Annotated in this window: 18 protein-coding genes; 10 read left to right on the plus strand and 8 right to left on the minus strand. The window is 54.0% G+C overall.

Features of this window, described 5'->3' with window-relative positions:
• Window positions 1–122 precede the first annotated feature (122 nt).
• A complete protein-coding gene (locus tag EDC54_RS11180; protein WP_132456158.1) occupies window positions 123–2435 on the minus strand; it encodes a TonB-dependent siderophore receptor in 2313 nt (770 codons plus the stop codon).
• A 376-nt stretch (window positions 2436–2811) separates the two neighbouring features.
• Here EDC54_RS11180 and EDC54_RS11185 point away from each other — a divergent pair, with 376 nt between their 5' ends.
• Both EDC54_RS11185 and EDC54_RS11190 read left to right on the plus strand, forming a co-directional pair.
• A complete protein-coding gene (locus EDC54_RS11185; protein ID WP_230514505.1) occupies window positions 2812–3795 on the plus strand; it encodes a helix-turn-helix transcriptional regulator in 984 nt (327 codons plus the stop codon).
• A 111-nt stretch (window positions 3796–3906) separates the two neighbouring features.
• The gene (locus EDC54_RS11190) at window positions 3907–5235 is read left to right on the plus strand and encodes an MmgE/PrpD family protein (protein WP_132456412.1); all 1329 of its coding nucleotides are present in this window, start codon (window positions 3907–3909) and stop codon (window positions 5233–5235) included.
• Here the strand turns inward: EDC54_RS11190 and EDC54_RS11195 are convergent.
• The 5 genes from EDC54_RS11195 to pdhR all read right to left on the minus strand — a co-directional run bounded on the left by EDC54_RS11195 (window position 5232) and on the right by pdhR (window position 13705).
• The gene (locus tag EDC54_RS11195) at window positions 5232–6419 is read right to left on the minus strand and encodes a dienelactone hydrolase family protein (RefSeq protein ID WP_132456162.1); all 1188 of its coding nucleotides are present in this window, start codon (window positions 6417–6419) and stop codon (window positions 5232–5234) included. The two genes, EDC54_RS11190 and EDC54_RS11195, sit on opposite strands and share 4 nt — an antisense overlap.
• Window positions 6420–6582: 163 nt before the next feature.
• Complete coding sequence (gene lpdA / locus EDC54_RS11200; protein WP_132456164.1) at window positions 6583–8007, minus strand: dihydrolipoyl dehydrogenase; 1425 nt, start codon at window positions 8005–8007, stop codon at window positions 6583–6585.
• A 238-nt stretch (window positions 8008–8245) separates the two neighbouring features.
• Window positions 8246–10126, minus strand: a complete 1881-nt coding sequence (aceF, locus tag EDC54_RS11205) for a pyruvate dehydrogenase complex dihydrolipoyllysine-residue acetyltransferase (RefSeq protein ID WP_132456166.1) — start codon at window positions 10124–10126, stop codon at window positions 8246–8248.
• 14 nt (window positions 10127–10140) lie between these two features.
• Complete coding sequence (aceE, locus tag EDC54_RS11210) at window positions 10141–12804, minus strand: pyruvate dehydrogenase (acetyl-transferring), homodimeric type (RefSeq protein ID WP_132456168.1); 2664 nt, start codon at window positions 12802–12804, stop codon at window positions 10141–10143.
• Between the two features lie 136 nt (window positions 12805–12940).
• Window positions 12941–13705, minus strand: coding sequence for a pyruvate dehydrogenase complex transcriptional repressor PdhR (gene pdhR, locus EDC54_RS11215; RefSeq protein ID WP_132456170.1), 765 nt, complete (start codon window positions 13703–13705; stop codon window positions 12941–12943).
• Window positions 13706–14362: 657 nt separating this feature from the next.
• On the opposite strand from pdhR, the gene EDC54_RS11220 reads away from it, so the two are divergent.
• The 3 genes from EDC54_RS11220 to EDC54_RS11230 all read left to right on the plus strand — a co-directional run bounded on the left by EDC54_RS11220 (window position 14363) and on the right by EDC54_RS11230 (window position 18271).
• Window positions 14363–15721: an amino acid permease gene (locus EDC54_RS11220; protein ID WP_132456172.1), complete on the plus strand. Its 1359-nt coding sequence runs from the start codon at window positions 14363–14365 to the stop codon at window positions 15719–15721.
• A gap of 176 nt (window positions 15722–15897) precedes the next feature.
• Window positions 15898–17337, plus strand: coding sequence for a glycoside-pentoside-hexuronide (GPH):cation symporter (locus tag EDC54_RS11225; RefSeq protein ID WP_132456174.1), 1440 nt, complete (start codon window positions 15898–15900; stop codon window positions 17335–17337).
• On the plus strand, window positions 17315–18271 hold the full coding sequence (locus EDC54_RS11230) for a glycoside hydrolase family 43 protein (RefSeq protein ID WP_132456176.1): 957 nt from the start codon (window positions 17315–17317) through the stop codon (window positions 18269–18271). The genes EDC54_RS11225 and EDC54_RS11230 overlap by 23 nt, the downstream gene beginning before the upstream one ends.
• Before the next feature lie 35 nt (window positions 18272–18306).
• On the opposite strand, the gene ampE is transcribed toward EDC54_RS11230, so the two are convergent.
• Both ampE and ampD read right to left on the minus strand, forming a co-directional pair.
• Window positions 18307–19161 (minus strand): beta-lactamase regulator AmpE, encoded by an 855-nt coding sequence (gene ampE, locus EDC54_RS11235; RefSeq protein ID WP_132456178.1) that lies wholly within the window; start codon window positions 19159–19161, stop codon window positions 18307–18309.
• Window positions 19158–19733 (minus strand): 1,6-anhydro-N-acetylmuramyl-L-alanine amidase AmpD, encoded by a 576-nt coding sequence (gene ampD / locus EDC54_RS11240; protein ID WP_132456413.1) that lies wholly within the window; start codon window positions 19731–19733, stop codon window positions 19158–19160. The genes ampE and ampD overlap by 4 nt, the downstream gene beginning before the upstream one ends.
• Window positions 19734–20133: 400 nt before the next feature.
• On the opposite strand from ampD, the gene EDC54_RS11245 reads away from it, so the two are divergent.
• The 5 genes from EDC54_RS11245 (at window position 20134) to hofC (ending at window position 25405) form a co-directional block, all read left to right on the plus strand.
• A complete protein-coding gene (locus tag EDC54_RS11245) occupies window positions 20134–20997 on the plus strand; it encodes a nucleoside-specific channel-forming protein Tsx (protein WP_132456180.1) in 864 nt (287 codons plus the stop codon).
• Window positions 20998–21129: 132 nt separating this feature from the next.
• The gene (nadC, locus tag EDC54_RS11250; protein ID WP_132456182.1) at window positions 21130–22020 is read left to right on the plus strand and encodes a carboxylating nicotinate-nucleotide diphosphorylase; all 891 of its coding nucleotides are present in this window, start codon (window positions 21130–21132) and stop codon (window positions 22018–22020) included.
• 276 nt (window positions 22021–22296) lie between these two features.
• Entirely contained in the window at window positions 22297–22743 is a 447-nt protein-coding gene (ppdD, locus tag EDC54_RS11255; protein WP_132456184.1) for a prepilin peptidase-dependent pilin, read from the plus strand.
• A gap of 2 nt (window positions 22744–22745) precedes the next feature.
• Window positions 22746–24203, plus strand: coding sequence for a type II secretion system protein GspE (gspE, locus tag EDC54_RS11260; protein WP_132456186.1), 1458 nt, complete (start codon window positions 22746–22748; stop codon window positions 24201–24203).
• Window positions 24200–25405, plus strand: coding sequence for a protein transport protein HofC (gene hofC / locus EDC54_RS11265; protein WP_132456188.1), 1206 nt, complete (start codon window positions 24200–24202; stop codon window positions 25403–25405). Before gspE ends, hofC begins: the two co-directional genes overlap by 4 nt.
• Window positions 25406–25448 lie beyond the last annotated feature (43 nt).

Here is a 25448-nt window from a genome sequence, read left to right on the forward strand (position 1 = left end):
GTAAGTCAGCCGACGAGGATCGCAGGCGCCGCAACCTTTTAAAGATGTGGTTCTGCCTCAGAGGGCAACGCTCGACGTAAAAACGCCACGGCAGACGATTGTGCCGTGGCGTCGAGAGAACGTCAGAATGACGTCTTCACGCTGACAAAGAAGGTACGTCCCGGCTCGTTGTAGGTCGCCGCACCGCCCCCATAAGAGGTGATACTGGTGACGCCTGACGATGAGGTACTGGTCAGCGACTGAGCATTCCCGGCGCGGTACTGACGTTTATCGAACAGGTTATTTACCCCGCCGGTGATACTCAGGTTCTTATTCACCGTGTAAGTGGAGCTCAAACCAAATATCGCATAAGGGCTGACTTCATGCGTATCGTAGGCTGCCGTCAGAGGAAGCGAGGAAACCGCTACGCCCTGATAGTTGTATTTCTTCGGTTTCTGGCGGCCATACCACGTCATGCTTCCCAGGAAAGAGAGCGCCTCGGTCGCCTGCCAGCTTACGGAGGCGTTATAGGTAAACTCCGGCGTAATCGACAGATAATCCCCGGTGGTTCTATTTTCCGAACGCAACATCCAGGTCATGTTGTTGCTCCAGGTGATCGTGTCCGTCAGAGGAACCGTCAGCGAGCCTTCCAACCCTTCGACCCGCGCTTTCGGCACATTTTCCCATTGGTAGATACTGGCATTGGCATAGCTTGAATGATTACCGCCCACGGCATTGCCCGTTTTCGTCACGCCGGATTCAATCTTGTTGCGGTAATCGTTATGAAAATAGGTGATCCCCGCCTGATAGCCATCACGCTTGAACTCGATACCGATCTCTTTATTGACGCTGGTCTCCGCATTGAGATCGTCATTGCCCATCAGGTAGCAGGCGCCGCCGCCATAGCAGCCATTACCCCGGCTGTAGAGCAAATAATTAGGGTTTAACTGATAAAGATTGGGGACTTTATACGCACGGGCAATCCCTAGCTTAAGCGTAAAATCCTCGCCCAACTGCTGTGACAGGTTTAGCGACGGACTCCAATTCGTGCCAACAATGCTGTGGCGATCGAGACGTAACGCAGGCGTCAGCATGGTACTGTCGGTCACTTCGATATTGTCTTCCACAAAGACGGACGCAATGCGCGACGATATGTCCTCACTCCGCTGGGTGTCGGGGATAGAACCAATACTCCCGGCTTCGGTGGTCGTCTGCGTATTGGATGAAGGATCGTGCATTTTCTGCTCTATCCACTCAGCGCCAATCGTTGCCGTTTGCGCAAACACGGCGGTAAACGGCACACTCACTTCACTGTGCGCCGTGTAAACATCCAGCGTAATGGTAGTAAATTCATCGCCCGTTGGACGGCCCGCCGGCCCGCCCGACAGCGCCTCCAAAATACGCGTATTGTGCGTCTTCTCATATTGCAGATAAGACAGCGCGCTGGTCCCGCTTTCCCAGTTGCCACGGTGAGTCAATGCATATTTCTGACGATACAGACGGTTGGTTTCCTGACCGTAAAGCACCTGAGTATCCGCTTTACCGTTGTTATTCTCCGTATCGCCGGCATAAATATTGCCTTGCCGACTGGCCCCGACTTCAAATTCCAGCGTTTGCTGCGGCATAAATTCCCAACGTAGCAACCCGTTGATGTCTTTGTTGCGCACCCCTTCACGCCCGGCGGGAATGGCGGCACGGGGCGATAGCTGATGGCCGTCGTTAATATCCCAGGCATCCGCCTGCGTTTTATTGTAATTGCCGTACAGGCGCATACTCAGAGTATCGGTCAAACCGCCCATCAGGTTGAAATCGGTACGCTTCGTCGCGCCTTCCGCCCGGTGCGCCGGGAAGCTCATATAGCTATTCCACGCTCCGTGCCACGTATTCGTTGGCTGTTTGGTAATAATATTCACCACGCCGCCCGCCGCACCGTTGCCGTAACGCGCCGCCGCCGGGCCACGCAGCACTTCAATGCGCTCCACCATATCGCCAGGCACCCAGTTGGTGTCGCCACGCGTATCACGCTCGCCGCGCCAGCCGTAACGTACGGCTGCACGGCTGTAAACCGGCTTGCCATCCACCAGAATCAGGGTGTTTTCCGGCCCCATACCGCGAATATCGATCTGACGGTTGTTGCCGCGTGAACCGCTATTGGAGTTACCCGACAGATTCACGCCCGGCATGGTGCGGATTAGTTCAGACAAATCGTTGGCGGGCGGGCGTTTGCTGATATCCTCAGCCGTAATCACCGACACCCCGGGCGCCTGACGGGTTTGCTCCGCGGCGGTAATCACCATGGTATCGCCAGCGGCATAATCCTCAGTCCGACCTTGCACCTGAGAAACAGCGTCAGTCGAAGAAGGGGGAGAAGCCTGCGCACCATTCATAAACGGGGCCATCCCGCCGCTGATGCCAATAAGCGTCGCCAGATAAAGACGCGATCGTGGTAGTTTCATCAAAATCACCCTGCCCTGTAAACATAAAGACGTAGTCTGAAAAAGGTTCAACATCGTGCTCGGAACAGCGATCCCCCATGACAATCAGCAAAGGGGCTGAATAAAAACGCACAGATGGCGGCCATCGGGCGAAACACGTCATACCGCGCGCCCCATCAGCCCTTTTCTGCGCATTGCCGGAAATGGAAAATGCATTTATTGTGCAATGTGTCGTCCTCAACGAAAAATGCTATTGAGAAGTATTTGCATTACCATTTTGGCGCGGTCATTGTTACATTTGTCATTCAGGACGGGGTTTGCTCTAGCAGCAAAATGTTTTGCCAAAGCATCAAAATGGAAGGCGCAGGTCGAAGGGTTAAATCAGGTGGGTCATCACGTGCGCAGCTTCACGCAGTCATCAAAGCCGATCTATAAAGATCACATCGTTCAGCAATCGAGTCTGGTCGCCAATCATTACCGTTTTATCGGCCCCCGACTGATCGATAACCTGCCGGTGCTATTCGGGTCATTCCGCGTGGTACAGCTCAATCCGCATCTGATCCTACATACGGCGGATGTGATTAATCGCCACAACATGAAAACCCAAAATCTGCTGGATGACGCAATCAAGATCGCCATCGTGGTGAGCGGCAATGCGCATATCGCATTTGGTCATCAGGAACTGCATTTGGGCGAGAGCCAGCCAGCCTCACTGATTGCGCTGACGGAACCGACGGTATTTACCCGCACCGGTAAACGTGATGAATATGAGCGAACCGTTACGCTGACGTTCGACAGGGAATGGCTGTACGGCAATATGATGGACAGCGTGGGCGACTGGCGAGCCATCTACGATTTCACGCAGACCCATCTGGCGACACACCTGTGGACGCCGTCTCGTCAGGCGTTGGCTATCGCGTTACAAATCCTGAATGTCGGGCCTTGCCAAACGCCGCTCCAGCGTCTTCATCTGGAAACGCAGTGCATGGGCCTGATTATTGAAGCCTTCACGTCGCTGACCGCCAGAGCGGCACAGGAGAAAAACAGCGGCGTCCCCTTACGGGGTTACTATCGAATGCAACAGGTCAGGGAGATGCTGGAAAGCGGCAGCGCCGATCGGCTTTCGATGAACGAAATCGCCAGAAGCGTCAATATGAGTGAAAGCACGCTACAGCGCCATTTTCGCCAGACGTTCAATATGTCCGTTTTCGAATACCTGCGTAACTGCCGTCTCCAGCGCGCCATGCTGGCCTTACAGAAAGACGGCATCGGTATTGCGCAAGCGGCCAGCCTCGCCGGCTACAACAGCCCGGCCAACTTTACCACCGCCCTGCGCCGTACCTTCGGCATCACGCCGGGACAGCTAAAAACACGCTGCTGATCTCACCGACCATTAATAACCAAATGGAATTAAACATTCCATTTGGTTATTAATGGCTATCCGACGATGCACAGTAAATTAGGACTTTCCACCAGCAACGCGTCACAACTCATGACTTATCAAACCGATATCACCGCAACGCTTGCCCACTTGATCCTCCATAGCAAGCCAGACCAAGCCGCTCTTGATGCTGCCCGCGACGGCGTGACCGATTTTATCGCCGCCGCGCTTCCGATCGTACAAGGCACCATTGCCGATAGCGGTCTTGCCCCGTTAAAACAGGTCTTCTGCGGCACAGACAGCCTGACGCGCAGCCTGATCCTCGGCTATGCCGGTCACGTACTGGACTTTGACGATTATCATCCGGCGTTTCGCGGCCACCCCGGCACCGTCATTCTACCCGCGCTGTTTGCTCTTGCCGCAGAAGATTTATCCGTTACGGAAGCGGCGTTTTTGACGGCCTATGTCACTGGCGTGGAAACCGCCGGCAGAATCGGGCTGGCATGCGGTCCGCGCCATTACAGTCTGGGTTATCACAACACGGCGACGCTCGGCGCGCTTGCTGCCGCCGCTGCCGCCTCGCGTCTGGCTGGCGCCTCGGTGGAACAAACGCAGACGATCCTTGGTCTGGCCGCCACGCAGGCCGCCGGTCTGCGGGCGCAGTTTGGTTCCGCGGTCAAACCGCTACACGCCGGGCTGGCCGCCAGAGCGGGGCTCACCGCCGTCAAGCTGGGGCTGGCGGGATTTGAGGGCAACAAACAGCAGGTGATTGAGGCGTTCCTTGCCGCACACGGCGATGGGAAACAGCAGCCAGCCCTGCTGGTGGAAAACTGGGGAGCGCCGTGGCGTATTCTCTCTCCCGGTCTGGAATTCAAACGCTACCCAACCTGCGGCGGTACCCACAGCGCGGCCGAAGCGGCGTTTGCGCTGCGCAAGCAGTGGGATCAGGAAAATGGCTCGAACACCGATTTGGCTGACGCCATCGAACATATCACCGTAACGTTTCCACCGGGCGGCGACGTCGCCCCCTTTATCCGCAATCCGACCAACGGCGTAGAGGCAAGGTTCAGTCTGGAATATGTCATTGCGGCGGCGCTGCTGGAAGGGGAACTGAAGCTGGCCCGTTTTTCGGAAGACGCGGTTGAACCAGCTATCGCCGCGCTGGCGAAACGCGTCATTCGTCACGCCGATGAAACCGCGCCGCCTGATGAGCTTGACCCGGAGGCACGTTTTCATGAGGTCACGCTGCACCTGCGCAACGGCAACACGCTAGTCCAGCGCACCACGCGCAAGGAAACCTCGGCACGCCCCGTCGATCTGCGCGCCAAACTGCGGCAAACTATGGGTTCACAGGCGCGCCTCGACAGCAACACGCTCGCCGACCGCTGCGCATTACGGCAACAAGGCGATCTGCGCTATTTGCTTGAGTTGCTGTTTTAACGGGATGTCGGTTTCAGCCATTGGTCCAGAAAGCGAAAGACGGCCTCCTGCTGTTCCTGATAGAAAACATGCCCCAGTTCCGGCCAGATCCTGGTTTGCAGTTTGCTGTCCGCCCGTTGGGATTGCCACACCTTATGCATTTTGGCATAGGCGTCTTCAACGGATTGCACCGGGAACAGTTTGTCCTTGCCGCCGTTAAAGACCAGCATCGGCTTCGGCGCGGCCACGCTCGCCACATCCGGGAAATCAAAGCGTGCCGGGAGCCCCGGGTGCAGCATATAAAATGCCGACTGCCCTCTCAGCACATTATTGCCCGGCGTCATCAGGCCCTCGTAGGTGCCAATCCAGGATACCGCCGCCGTTGCCGCCACGGTGTCGGACAACGCGGCTAACTGCCAGGCACGATAAGCCCCCATCGAAAAACCGACGGCCCCGATACGCTGCTTATCAACCTGCTTAAGCGATGCCAGAAAATCCGTGGCCCGCATATCTTCGTAGGCCATCAGACCTGCGAGCGAGCGCCCCAGATTAAAGAAATTGCTCGCCAGCGCCTGCTGCTGCTCATATTTAATCGGCCCGCGCGCGCCCCAACCTAACGCATCCACCGCCAGTACCACATAACCCCGCTTCGCCAGTTCATCCCCGACAAAGCGGCCGGTGAAAAACTTATCGGCCCACGCCTGTGCGGAAGCGAGCTGTTCGTCATTGCCCCACGGTTTGATCATCTTCTCTTTGCCGATATCAAACTTCGCGCCGTGGTCGTGTAACAAAATGACCGCAGGATGCGGCCCCACGCTTTTTGGCGTCAGGAGCAGCGCGGTTACCCGGCTCTCATCGGTCAGATTAAACGCAACTTTCTCTGCCATGTAGCTGCCGCGATCCTGTTTTTCCATCGTCTGCGGCGCAAAATCTTTGGTTGAATCCGGCGTCAGCAGCAGCGAACGCAGCGTTTTTCTCGCCTGAGATTGCCACTGACCAAAATCCGTAATATGCCCGGATAGCCAGGAGTCCGGGTAGGTCATCTGTTGTTTAAGCTGCGGATAAAATGAAGGCAGCCCTTCATCTGTCACCGCCTGATTCGTCGCGGATTGAATCTCAGGGTTCATCTCATTCGCCATCAGTGAAGGGCTGGACAGCAAGGCCGCCAGTAGCCAGACAGAGGTGCGTAAGGTATTCAGACTCATCATAACCTCAAAAATAAAACACCGTTTCTTTTTGAAATTTGATTGTAATTGACGCAGCTAAAAATAAACGGACGGAGCATGCATTTTGCGAAGCCGCTGACAAAAAAATCCGGCACCTATCAGGGTGCCGGATGACATTCACGCGATTCGAACCGGAGAAAACTTACTTCTTCTTCGCTTTCGGGTTCGGCAGGTCGGTGATGCTGCCTTCAAAGATTTCAGCGGCCAGACCAACGGATTCATGCAGCGTCGGGTGCGCATGGATGGTCAGGGCGATATCTTCCGCGTCGCAGCCCATTTCGATCGCCAGACCGATTTCGCCTAACAATTCACCGCCGTTCGTACCGACAATCGCACCACCGATCACACGGTGAGTTTCTTTGTCGAAAATCAGCTTGGTCATACCATCGGCGCAGTCAGAGGCGATAGCACGGCCAGACGCCGCCCACGGGAAGGTCGCGGTCTCAAAGCTGATGCCTTTCTCTTTCGCTTCTTTCTCGGTCAGCCCCACCCATGCTACTTCCGGTTCGGTATAGGCAATCGAAGGAATCACTTTCGGATCGAAGTAGTGTTTCTTACCGGCGATCACTTCAGCCGCAACGTGGCCTTCATGCACGCCTTTGTGCGCCAGCATCGGTTGACCGACGATGTCGCCGATAGCATAGATGTGCGGCACGTTGGTGCGCATTTGCTTATCAACGTGGATGAAGCCGCGATCGTCCACTTCCACGCCCGCCTTGCCGGCATCCAGGTTTTTACCGTTCGGCACACGACCAATAGCCACCAGAACCGCATCGTAACGCTGTGGCTCGGCCGGCGCTTTTTTGCCTTCCATCGTCACATAGATGCCGTCTTCTTTGGCTTCGACCGCCGTCACTTTGGTTTCCAGCATCAGATTGAACTGCTTACTGATTCGCTTGGTGAAGACTTTGATGATGTCTTTGTCCGCCGCTGGGATCACCTGATCGAACATTTCAACCACGTCGATCTGCGACCCCAGAGCGTGGTACACCGTCCCCATTTCCAGACCGATGATACCACCGCCCATCACCAGCAAACGCCCCGGGACGCTTTTCAGCTCCAGCGCATCGGTAGAATCCCATACGCGCGGGTCATCATGAGGAATAAACGGCAATTGGATCGGACGTGAACCCGCTGCGATAATGGCGTTATCGAAGTTAATCGTCGTTTTGCCGTTTTCGCCATCCACTTCCAGCGTATTCGCGCCCGTGAATTTGCCCAGACCGTTAACCACTTTCACTTTACGGCCTTTCGCCATCCCGGCCAGACCGCCAGTCAGTTGAGTAATGACTTTTTCTTTCCACAGACGAATCTTATCAATGTCGGTTTTCGGTTCGCCGAACACGATACCGTGCTCCGCCAGCGCTTTCGCTTCTTCAATGACTTTCGCGACGTGCAGCAGCGCCTTGGAAGGAATACAACCGACGTTCAGACACACCCCACCCAGCGTGGAGTAACGCTCTACCAGTACGGTTTCCAGGCCCAGATCCGCCGCGCGGAATGCCGCGGAGTAACCCGCAGGGCCGGCACCAAGTACCACTACCTGAGCTTTAATTTCAGTACTCATCATGACCTCTTAATTAATTTCCGGCGGGTCTGTGACGTCACACCCGTCATCAGGGATGATTTGGGATGCCATTTTTAATAACGCCCTCTTCCACCGGGACGTGTCTTTGTCGCGCTAGTTTACAAAATTGTTAACAATTTAGAAACAAAAAGCGACGAACGATTTGTCTTTAAACCCGATCCGCTATAGCAACGAACAGATTATCAGAAAAAAGCCGGCCGTCAGGCCGGCTTTTTGATTACATCACCAGACGGCGAATGTCAGACAACGTGTTGTTGATAATGGTAATAAAGCGTGCACCATCAGCACCGTCAATCACGCGGTGGTCGAAGGAGAGAGAAATCGGCAACATCAGGCGCGGCGCGAATTCTTTACCATTCCAGACCGGTTCCATAGAGGACTTGGATACCCCGAGGATAGCCACTTCCGGCGCGTTCACAATCGGCGCGAAGTGGGTGGTGCCCAGGCCGCCGATGCTGGAGATCGTGAAGCAACCGCCCTGCATTTCGCCCGCCGTCAACTTACCGTCACGCGCTTTCTTGGAAATGGCCATCAGCTCACGAGACAGCTCGATGATGCCTTTCTTGTTCACGTCTTTGAACACCGGAACCACCAAACCATTAGGGGTATCAACCGCAACACCGATGTTGATGTATTTCTTCAGGGTCAGACGTTGAGCATCTTCAGACAGTGAACTGTTAAAGCGCGGCATTTGCTCAAGCGCAGCGGCAACGGCTTTCATGATGAAGACAACCGGGGTGATCTTCACATCCAGCTTACGCTTCTCGGCTTCCGCGTTCTGCTGTTTACGGAACGCTTCCAGTTCGGTGATATCGGTTTTGTCAAAGTGCGTAACGTGCGGGATCATCACCCAGTTACGGCTCAGGTTCGCGCCAGAGATTTTCTGGATGCGGCCCAGTTCCACTTCTTCCACTTCACCAAACTTACTGAAGTCCACTTTCGGCCACGGCAGCATGCCCGGCAGACCGCCGCCAGCGGCAGCTGGCGCAGACTCAGCACGCTTCACCGCGTCTTTCACGTACGCCTGAACGTCTTCGCGCAGGATACGACCTTTACGGCCCGTCCCTTTGACTTTCGCCAGATTTACACCGAATTCACGCGCCAGACGACGGATAACCGGCGTCGCGTGAACATAAGCGTCATTCTCAGCAAATTCGCTCTTACCTTCCGCTTTTGCAGCCGGTGCAGCAGCAGGTTTTGCCGCCGGAGCCGGTGCCGCCGCGTCTTGCTTGGCCGCCGGAGCCGCGGCAGGCGCAGCGCCTTCCACTTCGAAGACCATGATCAGAGAACCGGTAGACACTTTGTCGCCAACGTTGACTTTCAGCGCCTTAACCACGCCTGCGAACGGTGCCGGTACTTCCATAGAGGCTTTATCGCCTTCAACGGTGATCAGGGACTGTTCCGCTGCAACTTTATCGCCGACCTTCACCAGCACTTCAGTGACTTCAACTTCGTCGCCGCCGATATCCGGTACGTTAACGTCTTTGTCCGCCGCTGCCGCGGGTGCCGCAGCAGGCGCCGCGTCAGCTTGAGCGTCAGAAGCCGCAGGCGCGCTGCCCGCCACCTCAAAGACCATGATCAGAGAACCGGTAGACACTTTATCGCCGGTGTTGATTTTGATCTCTTTCACCGTACCGGCGAACGGCGCCGGCACTTCCATAGAGGCTTTGTCGCCTTCGACGGTGATCAGGGACTGTTCAGCTTCAACTTTATCGCCGACTTTCACCAGCACTTCGGTCACTTCGACTTCGTCGCTGCCGATATCCGGCACGTTGACGTCTTTCGCCGCCGCGGCCGCGGGTGCCGCCGCCGGAGCAACGTCTTTCTTCTCTTCTGCCTTGGCAGGTGCAGCGTCAGCTGCACCGTCGGCGGAATCGAATATCATGATAAGTGACCCGGTTTCCACTTTGTCACCGACAGAGACTTTAATCTCTTTCACTACACCGGCCTGCGGAGAAGGCACTTCCATTGAAGCCTTATCACCTTCAACCGTGATCAGCGACTGTTCAGCTTCTACTTTGTCGCCAACCTTCACCAGAACTTCGGTGACTTCAACTTCATCTGCACCAATATCCGGTACGTTGATTTCGATAGCCATGTAATCTTTACCTCTTATGCCAGACGCGGGTTAACTTTATCGGCATCGATGTTGAATTTAGCAATCGCATCAGCAACCACTTTCTTATCGATTTCACCGCGTTTAGCCAGTTCACCCAGAGCCGCAACCACAACGTAAGACGCATCCACTTCAAAGTGATGACGCAGGTTCTCACGGCTGTCGGAACGACCGAAGCCGTCAGTACCCAGTACGCGGTAATCATCAGCCGGTACGTAAGTACGAACCTGCTCAGCGAACAGTTTCATATAGTCAGTAGATGCTACAGCCGGCGCGTCGTTCATCACCTGTGCGATGTAAGGAACGCGTGGAGTTTCCAGCGGGTGTAACATGTTCCAGCGCTCACAATCCTGACCATCACGCGCCAGTTCAGTGAAGGAGGTGACGCTATAAACGTCAGAACCTACGCCGTAGTCTTTCGCCAGAATTTGAGCCGCTTCACGCACGTGACGCAGGATAGAACCAGAGCCCAGCAGTTGGACTTTACCTTTGCTACCTTCAACCGTTTCCAACTTATAGATACCCTTACGGATACCCTCTTCCGCACCCTGCGGCATCGCAGGCATGTGGTAGTTTTCGTTCAGCGTGGTGATGTAGTAGTAAATGTTCTCCTGCGTTTCGCCATACATACGGTGCAGACCGTCATGCATAATGACAGCGACTTCGTAAGCATAGGCCGGATCGTAGGAAATACAGTTCGGGATAGTCAGGGACTGAATGTGGCTATGGCCGTCTTCATGTTGCAGACCTTCGCCATTCAGCGTCGTACGACCGGAAGTACCGCCGATCAGGAAGCCGCGCGCCTGTTGGTCACCCGCCGCCCAGCACAGGTCGCCGATACGTTGGAAACCGAACATCGAGTAATAGATGTAGAACGGGATCATCGGCAGATCGTTGGTGCTGTAAGACGTTGCCGCAGCCAGCCAGGAAGAACCCGCGCCCAGCTCGTTAATACCTTCTTGCAGGATCTGACCTTTCTCGTCTTCTTTGTAGTAAGCAACCTGCTCACGGTCCTGCGGGGTATACTGTTGGCCGTTCGGGCTATAAATCCCGATCTGGCGGAACAGACCTTCCATCCCGAAGGTACGCGCTTCGTCGGCGATGATCGGAACCAGACGATCTTTGATAGACGGGTTCTTCAGCATCACGTTCAGCGCACGAACGAAAGCGATGGTGGTAGAGATTTCTTTATTCTGCTCTTCCAGCAGCGGGCTGAAATCTTCCAGCGTCGGCAGTTCCAGTTTTTCACTGAATTTAGGCAGACGGGTTGGCAGATAGCCTTCCAACGCCTGACGACGCTCATGCAGATATTTGTATTCTGCTGAGTCTTTATCGAAGGTGATATAAGGCAGTTTTTCGATGTTTTCATCGCTAACCGGCACATTGAAACGATCGCGGAAGTAACGCACGCCGTCCATGTTGATTTTCTTAACCTGGTGAGCGATGTTTTTACCTTCAGCCGCGTCGCCCATACCATAGCCTTTAATGGTATGCGCCAGAATAACCACGGGCTTGCCTTTGGTTTCCTGCGCTTTTTTCAGTGCGGCATAGACTTTTTTAGAGTCATGGCCACCGCGGTTCAGCGCCCAAATCTGGTCGTCCGTCCAGTCTTTAACCAGTTCCGCCGTCTCCGGATATTTACCGAAGAAGTGCTCACGCACATAGGCGCCGTTCTTGGATTTGAAGGTCTGGTAGTCACCGTCAACGGTTTCGTTCATCAGTTGGATCAATTTACCGCTGGTGTCTTTACGCAGGAGCTCGTCCCAGCGTCCGCCCCAGATAACCTTGATCACTTCCCAACCGGCGCCGCTGAAAATGCCTTCCAGTTCGTTGATGATTTTACCATTACCCGTAACCGGACCATCCAGACGCTGGAGGTTGCAGTTGATAACAAAGACCAGGTTGTCCAGCTTTTCACGCGTCGCGATAGTGATCGCGCCCTTGGATTCCGGCTCGTCCATCTCACCGTCGCCCAGGAAAGCGTAAACGGTTTGCTTGGAGGTATCTTTCAGGCCGCGGTGTTCCAGATATTTCAGGAATTTAGCCTGATAGATGGCGCCGATCGGGCCGAGCCCCATTGACACCGTGGGGAACTGCCAGAATTCCGGCATCAGTTTCGGGTGTGGGTAAGAAGACAGACCGTTACCGTGAACTTCCTGACGGAAGTTGTTCATCTGTTCTTCAGTCAGACGGCCTTCAAGGAAAGCGCGCGCGTAAACGCCCGGAGAAATATGGCCCTGGAAGTAGACCAGGTCGCCGCCGTCCTGCGCATTGCGGGCGCGGAAGAAGTGGTTAAAGCACACTTCGTAGAAAGTTGCGGAAGACTGGAAAGAAGCCATGTGGCCGCCCAGATCCAGATCTTTTTTCGAAGCACGCATCACCGTCATGATCGCGTTCCAGCGAATCGCTGAGCGAATGCGGCTTTCCAGATCCAGATTACCTGGATATTCCGGCTCGTCTTCCACTGCGATGGTGTTGATATATTGACGCGCGGCTGAACCAGCAGCAACGCTGACCCCGCCTTTACGTGCTTCACTCAGAACCTGATCAATCAGGAACTGAGCGCGCTCAACACCCTCTTCACGGATGACCGATTCGATCGCCTGCAGCCAGTCGCGGGTTTCGATCGGATCCACGTCATTATTTAAACGATCTGACATGGTTATTCCTTATCTTCTCTAATCAGTTAGTTATTGGAGCCTGTCTCCATGCGTTCTGGCCTATTCGGTCACAAAACGTATGAAGACAGGCTCGTCGTCATTTCCGCATTCAGAGCCCCAAAATACTCAAGGACGCTCAATCCCTGCGTTGCTGGAGCCGGCGCAGCGAACGCTCGCGTCGACTATGTTCCCGGTTAAGATCCAGCAATATTTCCTCAATAAACGCCAGGTGGCGGTGTGATGCTTCGCGCGCCTTCTCCGGCTCGCGGGCAACAATCGCCTCAAAAATGCTGGCGCGATGAACGCTCACCTGAGCCAACACTTCACGGCTCAAATAAAGCAACTCAAAATTCTGCCTCACGTTCTGTTCGAGCATCGGCCCCATACAACGCAATAAGTGCAGTAACACCACATTATGCGTGGCTTCTGTTACAGCAACCTGATACTGCATAACGGCTTCAGACTCGGCTTCCAAATCGCCCGCTTCCCTCGCGGTTTCAATTACCGCGTGGCAATCCCGAATTCGTTGCAGGTCCGATTCCGTGCCGCGCAGCGCCGCATAGTAGGCGGCAATGCCTTCCAGCGCATGGCGTGTTTCCAGAAGATCGAACTGGGATTCAGGATGTGTGCTCAACAATTCCGCCAGCGGATCGCTGACGCTTTGCCACAAATTGGTTTTAATGAAGGTACCACCACCCTGACGGCGCAAAAGTAACCCTTTGGCTTCCAGGCGTTGAATGGCTTCTCTCAGAGAAGGGCGGGAAACATCAAACTGCTTTGCCAGTTCGCGCTCCGGTGGGAGCTTCTCGCCGGGACGCAAGGTTCCCTCAAGGATCAGAAACTCCAACTGCTGCTCAATCACATCCGACAATTTGGGCTGACGGATTTTACTGTATGCCATAGTGGATTCTTCTCTGCGAATGGCGCGGAGTCAATTGGTAATACCAATTTAAAAAACGTGACGCTAAAGTAACAAAGTATTCACGTTCTGTCCATAAGCACGTTGACCTAAAACATCAATCCCACTGGATTTTAACAAATGCCCTGGGAAGCAGCGGCAGAACGATAGCCCGCCTGTGGTATAGCCCTTACCCCTTCCATCCATATTTTAATTTTTTTGAAACAGCAAAACAGACATTGCTGAAGCGTTTAAACGCCGTGGTAATGAATTTTAATTCATAAAACAAGAATTTTAATTCACACATCGATGACATGATCGCCCTCAACGCCGACGGGACAACGCGGCGTTTTACGTCCAGGATAAGCGGATATAAATAAGGGTTAAGACGAAAGAGGTATGCGCAAAAAAACGCCGCGGCTTATCTGTTAATCGGCACAAGAAGAAAAACTTTGATGACACAATAGTTTTTAGTTATCGGACATTAAGAAATCAGTGCAATCTTGTTCACCTACCACTATTCTCTGACAAACGGTAGAGGTCCTGCCATTTTAAGAAAGATTATTCCCGTAAAAATAAAATGACACAAACGTACAGTCGATAATACGCGTGTTCGTTCACACCGTGTTTTTTACTTGCACAGGCAGAGGGTTAAATTTGATGGATCATCAACATCAGGGCGGCACACTGAAGCGGGGTTTGAAAAACCGCCATATACAGTTGATTGCCTTAGGCGGCGCAGTCGGTACCGGGCTTTTTCTCGGTATTGCGCAGACAATCAAAATGGCTGGCCCATCGGTCCTGCTGGGCTATGCGATTGGCGGACTGATTGCGTTTCTCATCATGCGCCAATTGGGGGAAATGGTCGTTGAGGAACCCGTCGCCGGATCGTTCAGCCATTTTGCGTATAAATACTGGGGCGAATTTGCCGGCTTCGCCTCCGGGTGGAACTACTGGGTGCTGTATGTGCTGGTCGCGATGGCGGAACTCAGCGCCGTCGGGATTTATGTTCAATACTGGTGGCCAGACATTCCGACCTGGGTGTCCGCCGCTGCCTTTTTCCTGTTGATTAACGCCATCAATCTGGCGAATGTGAAAATCTACGGCGAAATGGAATTCTGGTTTGCCATCATCAAGGTCGCCGCCATTATTGGCATGATCGTCTTTGGCGGTTGGCTGCTGCTTAGCGGCGCAGGAGGCCCGGAGGCCACCGTTACCAACTTATGGGCGCAGGGCGGTTTCTTCCCGAATGGCGGATTAGGTCTGGTGATGGCGATGGCCGTGATCATGTTTTCCTTTGGCGGTCTGGAACTGGTGGGGATTACAGCGGCGGAAGCGGATGACCCGGAGAAAAGCATTCCACGCGCCACCAATCAGGTTATCTACCGTATCCTGATTTTCTACATCGGCTCACTCGCTATCCTCTTATCGCTTTATCCGTGGGGGAAAGTGGTAGAAGGCGGCAGCCCGTTCGTGATGATATTCCATGAATTGAACAGCAATGTGGTGGCAACGGTATTGAATATCGTCGTACTCACGGCGGCGCTGTCGGTTTATAACAGCTGCGTTTATTGCAATAGCCGTATGCTGTTCGGTCTGGCGAAACAGGGGAACGGCCCCAAAGTGCTGGAAACCGTCGATCGCCGTGGCGTACCTGTGGTCGCTATCGGCCTCTCCGCGCTGGCGACGGCGCTATGTGTGCTGATCAACTACCTCATTCCCGGTAAAGCGTTCGAGCTATTAATGGCGCTGGTCGTGTCCGCGCTGGTGATTAACTGGGCGATGATCAGTCTGGCGCATTTGAAGTTCCGCGCACAAAAAGAAAAAGACGGCGTGGCGACCAAGTTCAAGGCGCTGTTTTATCCGCTAGGAAACTATATCTGCCTGCTGTTCCTCGCCGGCATACTGGTCATTATGTACATGACGCCGGGTATCCGGATCTCCGTCATTTTGATCCCGGTCTGGCTGATGATTCTGGCCACGGGCTACACGATAAAACAGAAAAAGCAGGCGAAGTAAGCCCAACATTTATGTCCTATGGCCGATGCTGTCGGCCTTTTTCACATTTGCAACCGCCGTCACATTTCTCTCCGTCTGACTCATTTGTCCATTTTTGCAACCGATTTCATACGTCCATTGATCCCGAATCGGAAGGAATAATCACGTCTACACATGAGTAACAGGAGTCAGCAGTCATGAAGAACAACGTGCTGTCCGTTAAAGAAAAGATTGGTTATGGGATGGGTGACGCAGGATGCAACATGATTGGCGGCGCCATCATGCTATTCCTGAGCTATTTCTATACTGATGTCTATGGTCTCTCGCCCGCGTTAGTGGGAACACTGCTACTTTCCATTCGCGTCATCGATGCCATAACGGATCCCATCATGGGCGCCATCGCCGATCGAACCCAGAGTCGCTGGGGGCGCTTTCGCCCCTATCTCCTCTGGATCTGCGTGCCTTATGTTGTGTTCAGCGTCCTCATGTTTACTACGCCAGACTGGAGCTATAACGCCAAGGTCATTTACGCCTTTCTCACCTATTTTCTGATGTCGCTGACGTATACCGCCATCAACATTCCCTACTGCTCGCTGGGCGGCGTCATCACCGCCGACCCGCATGAACGGGTTTCCTGTCAGTCATACCGTTTCATTATGGTGGGCATCGCGACGCTCATCCTCTCCTCTGCACTGCTCCCCATGGCCGAATGGTTTGGCGGGGAGGACAAAGCACGCGGCTACCAAATGTCGATGGGCGTCATGGCGATCATGGCGTTATTCATGTTCCTGTTTTGCTTCGCTACCGTTCAGGAACGCATTAAACCGGCAATCCCCACTCATGATGCGTTGAAAGCAGACTTGAGGGACATCTGGAAAAACGATCAATGGCCGCGAATCCTGCTGCTCACCCTGTGTAACGTCTGCCCCGGTTTTATTCGCATGGCGGCAACGATGTATTACGTGACATGGGTGATGGAAAAGTCCGCGTCATTTGCCAGTCTGTTTATCAGCCTTGGTGTCGTTGGCATGATGTTCGGCAGCGCGCTGGCGAAACCGCTTACCGACCGCTTCTGCAAACTGAAAGTGTTTTTCTGGGTCAACATTGCGCTGGCGATCTTTTCCTGCGCCTTCTATTTTTTTAACCCCCACATGACCCACTTTATTCTGGTGATGTATTTCCTGCTGAATATCCTGCACCAAATCCCTTCGCCGCTTCACTGGTCGCTAATGGCCGATGTAGATGATTATGGCGAATGGAAAACCGGTAAGCGAATAACCGGGATCAGCTTCTCAGGCAACCTGTTCTTCCTCAAGGTCGGGCTGGCGATTGCGGGGGCGATGGTCGGTTTCCTGCTGTCTTACTATGGTTATGATGCCAATGCTAAACAGCAAAATGCGGAGGCTCTGCATGGCATCATCATGCTGTTCACCCTCCTCCCCAGCTTAGGCTATTTGATCACCGCAGGCGTGGTACGTTTACTCAAGGTCGATCGCCAACTCATGCGGCAAATACAGATCGATTTGGAGAAACGCCGTAATAACTATCGGGAACTGAGCGATATCGATAGCCAGCGCAGCAAACCACTTAACGTCTCAAGAAAAGGAGAGAGTGATGAACCCACATCAATGGCCTAATCCACTGATTGAACAGCGGGCAGACCCTTTCATTCTTCGCCATTCGGATGGTCAATACTATTTTACCGCCTCAGTACCGGAATACGACAGGCTTGAAATTCGCCGGGCAGACTCATTGGAAGCGCTTCCCCTTGCCACGCCGGTCACCATCTGGCTCAAGCACGAACGTGGCCCGCTGAGTGCGCTCATTTGGGCGCCGGAGCTGCACGTGATTAACGGCAAATGGTATCTCTATTTCGCCGCCGCCCCCACTGAAGCGATTAAGGACGGTTTATTCCAGCATCGTATGTTCGTACTGGAATGCGCAGACAGCGATCCGTTAACAGGCAACTGGATTGAAAAAGGCAGAATTTATACGCAATTCGACACCTTCTCGCTGGATGCTACTCAGTTTGAACATCAGGGAAGGCATTATTACCTGTGGGCGCAGAAAGACCCCGCCATTCCCGGCAATTCGAACCTGTATCTGGCGGAAATGGAAAATCCGTGGACGCTGAAAGGCACGCCAATCATGTTAAGCAAGCCGGAACTGCCATGGGAAATGAGAGGATTTAACGTCAACGAAGGCCCCGCCGTCATTAAGCACGGTGAACGTATCTTGATCACCTACTCGGCCAGCGCCACCGACGAAAACTACTGCATCGGCTTACTGTGGGCGAACAGGGACAGCAACCTGTTAAATCCAACGAGCTGGCATAAATCACAGCAGCCGGTCTTTGCCACAAGCTGGTCAAACGGTCAGTTCGGCCCCGGGCACAACAGTTTCACCCAAACGGAAACGGGAGAGGACGTTTTGGTGTATCACGCCCGTAGCAATAGCAAGATCGAAGGTGATCCGCTGTACGATCCCAACCGACACACGCGAATAAAAACGTTCGGTTGGGACCCTCGCGGCATGCCCGTATTTGGCGAGCCGCCCGCAGACCGGCGCTAAACGAGGAACGAATCCGTGGAACGTGCGTTGGGAAATTATACCAACGCACCGTATATCGTCAGGAGCGCCACCACGACCACCAGTACCAACGTGACGCGCTTCGCCAGCGTCACCGCGGCTTTGGGCGTCTCAACCGGTTCGATATGAGATTCACGCGCCAGTGAAAACTGAGCAAGCTGGGTTAACACCCAGTAAGGGGAACAGCGGAAATCCCCTAGCGACGCGAACCAGGCTGGCAGCGCTTTTTCACCGTGTCCCAACAGTGCGTAAGCAGCCCCTGCCAAGCGTACAGGGATCCAGTCAAGCCAATGCAACAGGCGGTCAACACCGGACTGAGCACGCGCCAGCGGCGTGTGATGCCGTGCCAGCCAGGTCTGTCTGGCACGCAAAAAAGCATACCCCACCAGCGCAACCGGCCCGTAAGGCCCGGCGACGACAAACCAGAATAGCGGGGCTAAATAAAAGCGGAAATTTATCCACAGCAAGGCGTTTTGCAACTCTTTTAACTTCTCGCCTTCGCTGACCCCCACCGGAAGGCCGTGAATCAGCGCCAGTTCCGCCGCCATTTCCCGACTGGCATCCGCCTCGCCGCGCTGGGCCGCCTGTAAGTAGCGGCGATAGTGCTGGCGGATTTCACCTGCCCCGATACACATCAGACTGATGACGATCCACAACACAAGAGAAATCAGGCCGAACAACAGGCCACTCGTCAACCACAGCAGGCCAGCCACCACTCCCATGCTGCACAGCATCAGAAACAGCGTTTGGAATAAAGAGGGAGAAGGAATATGCCGGAACACCACCTCAAGCCGATGATCGAGCTGCCAGTGTTCTCCCTGTTTGAACAATCGCTCCCATGCCAGCGTAAGCAACAGCGTAAACAGCGTCATGAATGTTGGCTCTCCTGTTTCTCTGCCCGCTTTTCTTGCAGCAGGCGGTGATAGCAGTCCCAGTCAAACGCCGGGCCGGGGTCGGTCTTACGGCCCGGCGCAATGTCGCTATGCCCGACAATCCGCGATGGTGTAATGGGATAATGGCGCATTAATACCTGCGTTATCGCAACCAGCGACTGATACTGCGCCGCCGTAAACGGCAACGTATCCGTCCCTTCCAGCTCAATCCCAATCGAAAAATCATTACAGCGTTCACGTCCTTCAAATTCCGACACGCCGGCATGCCAGGCTCGCCGATCGAAAGCAACATACTGCGTCACCTGCCCGTCGCGACGAATCAAACAATGTGCCGCCACGCGCAAATGGGCGATATCGGCAAAATAGGGGTGCGCCGTGGGATCTAACGTCGCCGTAAACAAGTGGTCGATGTAGGGACCGCCAAATTCGCCAGGCGGCAAACTGATGTTGTGGATCACCAGTAAGGAAGGAACCTCGTTATTCGGGCGATCGTCATAATGCGGCGAAGGCATACGTGTAATGTCAGATAGCCAGCCATTTTCCAAAAACATCAGCGATAACCTCGCATCGTATCGTTTGCCGGGCTGAATCAGGCGCAAACCCATGGGGCGAAAAATCCTTGCCCTCAAGATTATCATGTTTCACGGCATCCTACCTATTCAACGGGATATCAATGGTTTTTATCTCCCTTTTTGTGATGTTAATGGCAGGTCGTCATACCAACCGCGCTGACGCCCCCTTCTTCATCGCAGGACGTTATCAACCACATTATGTGACTAGAATCACAATAAAAATGTAATCATCTATCTAAAAGCAAACGTTTTCGTGCATTGAGTCAAATTTCACTTACAATATCTGACAAAACCCGCCTCTGATTTTATTGGGTCTCGCAAAACATTATTTTGCTGCCTCGCGTATCACATACGCGGCGTCTCACTAATGGTACTTAACATGAAAAAAACTTTCGCCGCAGGCTCATTGCTCGCTCTGTCATGCGCTATGCCAGCCCTTGCTGACAACAACCACAACGCTGAATACCTGTCAGATTGGTGGCATCAGAGCATTAACGTTGTCGGTAGCGCCCACACGCGTTTCGGACCGCAGCTCAGTAGCACGACCTATCTCGAATACGAAGCGTTTGCGCGTAAAGACTGGTTCGATTTCTACGGCTACGCCGATGCGCCCAAGTTTTTTGGCGGCGATCCCGGCAGCCGCGGTATTTGGGACAGAGGTTCTCCGCTATTTGTCGAAATCGAACCGCGTTTCTCCATTGATAAACTGACGGGAGCCGACCTGAGCGTCGGGCCATTTAAAGAGTGGTATATCGCCAATAACGTGATTTACGATCAGGGCCGGAATAAAAGTTCACGTCAGAGCACCTGGTACATGGGGTTAGGGACCGATATCGATACCGGCACCGATCTGTCTCTCTCACTGAACGGCTATGCCAAATACCAATGGCAGAACTATGATGCAGGTAATGAGAACGAGTGGGACGGCTATCGCATAAAAGTAAAATACGCCTACCCGCTGGGATCTCTGCTGGGCGGCAACGTCTCGTATATCAGTTTTACCAATTTCGATTTTGGCTCAAAGCTGCGAGATAAATCGGGCGCCAGCCGCACAAACAATGCTATCGCCTCCAGCCACATTCTGGCGCTTGGCTACGACCACTGGCACTACTCTTTCGTCGCACGCTATTTCCACAACGGTGGACAGTGGGCTGACGGAACAGAATTGGATTTCGGCAAAGGCCCGTTTGAGGTGAAATCCACCGGTTGGGGCTACTACCTGGTTGTCGGTTACAATTTCTAAACCGCGGTCATCTCTGGCGGCCATTAACGACCGCCAGAGAGTAACGACATGAATTATAAAGACTATTCATTGTGGCTGTCTTGATATAAACAAGGTAGCATAGGTGTCCGAATCCCCTTTCGGAGTTTGAACATGTCAACGCGTCGCGACAGTCAGGAACAGCGTCAGGAAACCTTGCGTTCCCGTATTGCACAAGATATCCCCGCCAGCGTGCAACTGGCATTGCGTGAAGATTTGGGCGGCAGTATCGATATTAATCAGGATATTACTGCCCGGCTACTCCCCGATAACAGCACCGCAAGCGCACGCATCATCACGCGTGAGGCCGGCATTTTTTGTGGTCAACGCTGGGTTGAAGAGGTCTTTTTTCAGTTAGGCAACCATGTCAGCATCGTCTGGCAGGTCGCCGACGGCGATGCCATCACCCCGAATCAAACGCTGTGCGAGCTTACCGGACCAGCCAAACAGCTCCTGACGGGGGAACGCACCGCGTTGAATTTCCTGCAAACGCTGTCTGGCGTCGCGACCGAAGTCAGCCGCTATGTTACGGTTCTACAGGGAACGCGCACCCGACTGCTCGATACGCGTAAAACGCTGCCGGGGCTGCGTACCGCGCTGAAATACGCGGTATCCTGCGGCGGCGGAACTAATCATCGGCTTGGCCTGTCCGATGCCTTCCTGATCAAGGAAAACCACATTATCGCCGCGGGCTCAATCAAGAATGCAGTAGAAAAAGCGCAGTCGTTACGCCGCGACGTCCCGGTAGAAGTTGAAGTCGAATCGTTAGAGGAGCTACGGCAGGCTCTGGACGCCGACGCAGATATCATTATGCTGGATAATTTCAGTCTGGATAACATCCGAAAGGCCGTTGATATCACGCAAGGTCGCGCGCTGCTGGAAATTTCCGGCAACGTCACTCTCGATACGTTACGAGCCTATGCGGAAACCGGCGTGGACTATATTTCGGTCGGGGCTTTAACCAAGCACGTACAGGCACTGGATTTATCCATGCGTTTCCACTGATATCCCCTCTCTACTGGCGAGGTGCCGTGTGCGCCTCGTTGGCGTTTTTGTTACGCCCCCACGTTTTTCACGGCGGCATCCCCGTTCCCTCTCGCGTAATACTGCGTATCTACCCGCAAATTTTTTTCAACGTTGCGTAACCTTTTAAAAAAGCTTTGCCGCGCTTTCCTATTTTGCTTTTCCCCGCTCGCCAGATTCCGGCCCTTTTCCTATGCTGCGGGCCAGATACCACGATGCATGCACATCGATTTTATGCGCCACAACAGGGAAATAAACATGATCACACAACAAGGATTCACACTGGTTGAACTGATGATTGTGATTGCGATCGTCGCGATCCTCAGCGCCATTGGCGTGCCTGCCTATCAGGGCTACCTGCAAAAAGCCGCGCTGACGGACATGCTGCAAACGATGGTGGCGTATAAAACGCCGGTCGATCTCTGCGGCCTGGAAAATGCGGCCTTTACAACCTGTGACACGGGGCGTCAGGGAATACCGGCCAGCAGATCTTCACGTTATGTCAGCGCCGTTAGCGTCGCTCAGGGCGTGATTACGCTAACCGGACAGTCCACCCTGCAAGGACTGCGCGTCATTCTGACGCCGGAGTGGGATGCGGAAGCCGGCGCCTCGCGCTGGACCAAACGCTGTGCCACAGACAACAACATGGAAAGCCTGCAAGCGGCCTGTCAGGACGTTTTCCGTTTCGATAACGCGGCGGGTTAATCATGACAGACTCATCGTCTTCTACCGAACACATGCTCAGCGAATTGCGGACGCTGTGCCAACGCTATCATGCACGCTTGCTTAACCTTGATGAACAAACGCTTACCATCGCCATCGCCGGTCCTCCCTCTGAAGAGATGATTGCCGCGCTGCGCTTTGCAGGCAATCGCCGGATTATGGTCGAACAATGGCCCCCCGCCAGAATGGAACAGCCGCTTGAGCCGTACAATACGGTTGCTGAATCCACAGAAACCTATCATGCCGATACCGGCTACCGGGAACGCAACGAAGACTCGCCGGTTGTGCAATTTATTCACCAAACGCTACGGTTGGCGGTTCAACGTCGGGCCTCCGATATTCATTTTGAACCGCTCTCGGACGGCTACCGCGTACGGCTACGTATTGACGGCGTTTTACAGGAGATCGCCTCACCGCACCCCGATCTGGCAAACCGCATTACCGCGCGGCTGAAAATCATGGGCAAGCTGAACATCGCGGAACGGCGGCTGCCGCAGGATGGTCAATTCAGCCTGACGCTGGATCAACACGACTATTCGTTGCGTATCGCGACACTCCCCGTCCATCAGGGTGAAAAAGTCGTGCTACGCATTTTACAAACCCATCAACAGGAATTAGCGCTGGAGAAACTGGGGTTCACGCCTGAGGCATTACAACAGCTGATCAGCGTACTCAGCGCTTCTCAGGGCATGCTGCTAGTCACCGGCCCAACAGGCAGCGGCAAAACCGTCACGCTCTACAGCGCAATACGCTGGCTGAACAACAGCAGCCGCAATATCTGTAGCGTGGAAGATCCGGTCGAAATTCCGTTACAGGGGATCAACCAAACCGCAATCAATCCTAAAGCCGAACTGGATTTTAGTCGGATCCTGCGCGCCTTGCTGCGTCAGGATCCGGACGTCATGATGATAGGTGAAATTCGTGATGCCGAAACCGCAGAAATTGCAGTCAAAGCCGCGCAAACCGGCCATCTGGTCATGTCCACACTGCATACCAATTCAGCGGTAGAAACGTTGACCCGCCTCAACCATTTGGGCATTCCCGGTTATTTACTCGCCGCCGCCCTGAAGTTAATCATCGCGCAGCGTCTGGTTCGTCGATTATGTCCACACTGTAAAACGCCAGGCGACCCGTTACCTGCGCTGCCGGACACGCTGTGGCAAGGCCCCTTCCAGCACTGGCAGGCCAATGGCTGTCACCACTGCTTTTCCGGCTATTACGGGCGCGTGGCGCTCTATGAATTACTCCCCGTCACGCAGGACTTTCAAACCGCTTTGGCCAGCAATGCCAGCCCCCACGAATTGTCCGCCCTGTCACGCGATTCAAAATATCCGACATTGCTGGCTGCCGGGCTCGCTTTAGTCAATGACGGTCTGACCTCACTCGCTGAAATCTACCGTGTTGTCGGCGACGAGCGGTCAATGCATCAGGAGCAACAATGAAACTGGCGCGTTTATATTATTGGCAGGCAATGACATCAGAAGGCGAATTTACCGACGGTGAATGCATTGGCAAACACCGCCAGCACGCTTACGCCAACCTGATCGCGCAGGGCTATCAGCCGCTCTTCGTCAAAAACGGCCCTTATCTGCCGGTTGGCTACTGGAAACGCGAACAGTTGGGCGAAATCATCAAACAGTTGGCCGCGCTGCTACAAGCAGGCTTACCACTGCCAGAGGCGCTGAATCTGGTGGCGGACCAACACGAGCGTCCCGGCTGGCGTTGTGTACTACGGGATGTTTGCACCCATATCGGACAGGGAAAAGCGATGTCTGAGGCGCTGAGCGAATATCCTCACATCTTCCCCGCTCTGTACCGTTCCCTTATTGCCGTCGGTGAATTGACCGGTAACTTGGACACATGCTGTTTACACCTGGCGCAGCAGCAGGAAAAGCACTCCAGACTGCAACAGAAAGTCACTAAGGCATTACGTTACCCTTGTTTTATTTTGGTCATCGCAACGCTGGTCTGCACCATGATGTTGACGCTGGTTTTACCCGAGTTCGCGACGCTTTACGCCCCGTTCAACACGGCGCTGCCGTGGTTTACCCGGCAACTGCTCCACCTGGCTGACATTATGACGGAATATGGACTCTGTGGGCTGCTGCTGCTCGGCGGCCTGATACTGGTGTATGCTCGTTTGAGGCAAAAACAACCTGCGTGGAAAACCAGAGAACAGGAATGGCTGCTGAGACTGCCTTTGGTATCCGACCTGATACGCGGTAAATCCTTAAACCAAATTTTTACCATACTGGCGATGACGCAGCATGCGGGGTTGACGCTGCCGGAAGGGCTGGATGCCGCCGCAACGATCCCGCATCCGCTTTATCAAAGTGCGATCCAGCAGATACAAACGCAACTGTATCAAGGCATCTCACTACATCACGCCACGCAGCCGCATGCAGACTTATTCCCGACACCCTGCCCCCAGCTGATCCGAGTAGGGGAAGAAACCGGTGCATTAGATGAGATTTTCACACAACTGGCAGACTGGCACGAAAGGCGGGTACAGCAACAGGCCGACATGCTAACACAGACGCTGGAGCCACTGCTGATGATGGTTGTCGGCGGCATCGTCGGGGCGTTGGTGATAGGCATGTACCTGCCCATCTTCCAATTAGGAACGGTATTGGCCGGGGCCTGAGCAGGCCAGCACCGATGCCAAAAGCGGCGGATTACCGCAAAAA

This window comes from Samsonia erythrinae (genome assembly GCF_004342665.1).
In the GTDB taxonomy this organism is placed as follows: Bacteria; Pseudomonadota; Gammaproteobacteria; order Enterobacterales; family Enterobacteriaceae; genus Samsonia; species Samsonia erythrinae.

Coding starts and splice junctions, on each gene's coding strand:
- gspE (WP_132456186.1), top strand. CDS start 22,746: ATGACAGACTCATCGTCTTCTACCGAACACATGCTCAGCGAATTGCGG.
- EDC54_RS11225 (WP_132456174.1), top strand. CDS start 15,898: ATGAAGAACAACGTGCTGTCCGTTAAAGAAAAGATTGGTTATGGGATG.
- nadC (WP_132456182.1), top strand. CDS start 21,130: ATGTCAACGCGTCGCGACAGTCAGGAACAGCGTCAGGAAACCTTGCGT.
- ppdD (WP_132456184.1), top strand. CDS start 22,297: ATGATCACACAACAAGGATTCACACTGGTTGAACTGATGATTGTGATT.
- EDC54_RS11245 (WP_132456180.1), top strand. CDS start 20,134: ATGAAAAAAACTTTCGCCGCAGGCTCATTGCTCGCTCTGTCATGCGCT.
- EDC54_RS11180 (WP_132456158.1), bottom strand. CDS start 2,435: ATGAAACTACCACGATCGCGTCTTTATCTGGCGACGCTTATTGGCATC.
- pdhR (WP_132456170.1), bottom strand. CDS start 13,705: ATGGCATACAGTAAAATCCGTCAGCCCAAATTGTCGGATGTGATTGAG.
- lpdA (WP_132456164.1), bottom strand. CDS start 8,007: ATGAGTACTGAAATTAAAGCTCAGGTAGTGGTACTTGGTGCCGGCCCT.
- ampD (WP_132456413.1), bottom strand. CDS start 19,733: ATGTTTTTGGAAAATGGCTGGCTATCTGACATTACACGTATGCCTTCG.
- EDC54_RS11195 (WP_132456162.1), bottom strand. CDS start 6,419: ATGAGTCTGAATACCTTACGCACCTCTGTCTGGCTACTGGCGGCCTTG.
- aceF (WP_132456166.1), bottom strand. CDS start 10,126: ATGGCTATCGAAATCAACGTACCGGATATTGGTGCAGATGAAGTTGAA.
- EDC54_RS11190 (WP_132456412.1), top strand. CDS start 3,907: ATGACTTATCAAACCGATATCACCGCAACGCTTGCCCACTTGATCCTC.
- hofC (WP_132456188.1), top strand. CDS start 24,200: ATGAAACTGGCGCGTTTATATTATTGGCAGGCAATGACATCAGAAGGC.
- EDC54_RS11230 (WP_132456176.1), top strand. CDS start 17,315: ATGAACCCACATCAATGGCCTAATCCACTGATTGAACAGCGGGCAGAC.
- aceE (WP_132456168.1), bottom strand. CDS start 12,804: ATGTCAGATCGTTTAAATAATGACGTGGATCCGATCGAAACCCGCGAC.
- EDC54_RS11220 (WP_132456172.1), top strand. CDS start 14,363: ATGGATCATCAACATCAGGGCGGCACACTGAAGCGGGGTTTGAAAAAC.
- ampE (WP_132456178.1), bottom strand. CDS start 19,161: ATGACGCTGTTTACGCTGTTGCTTACGCTGGCATGGGAGCGATTGTTC.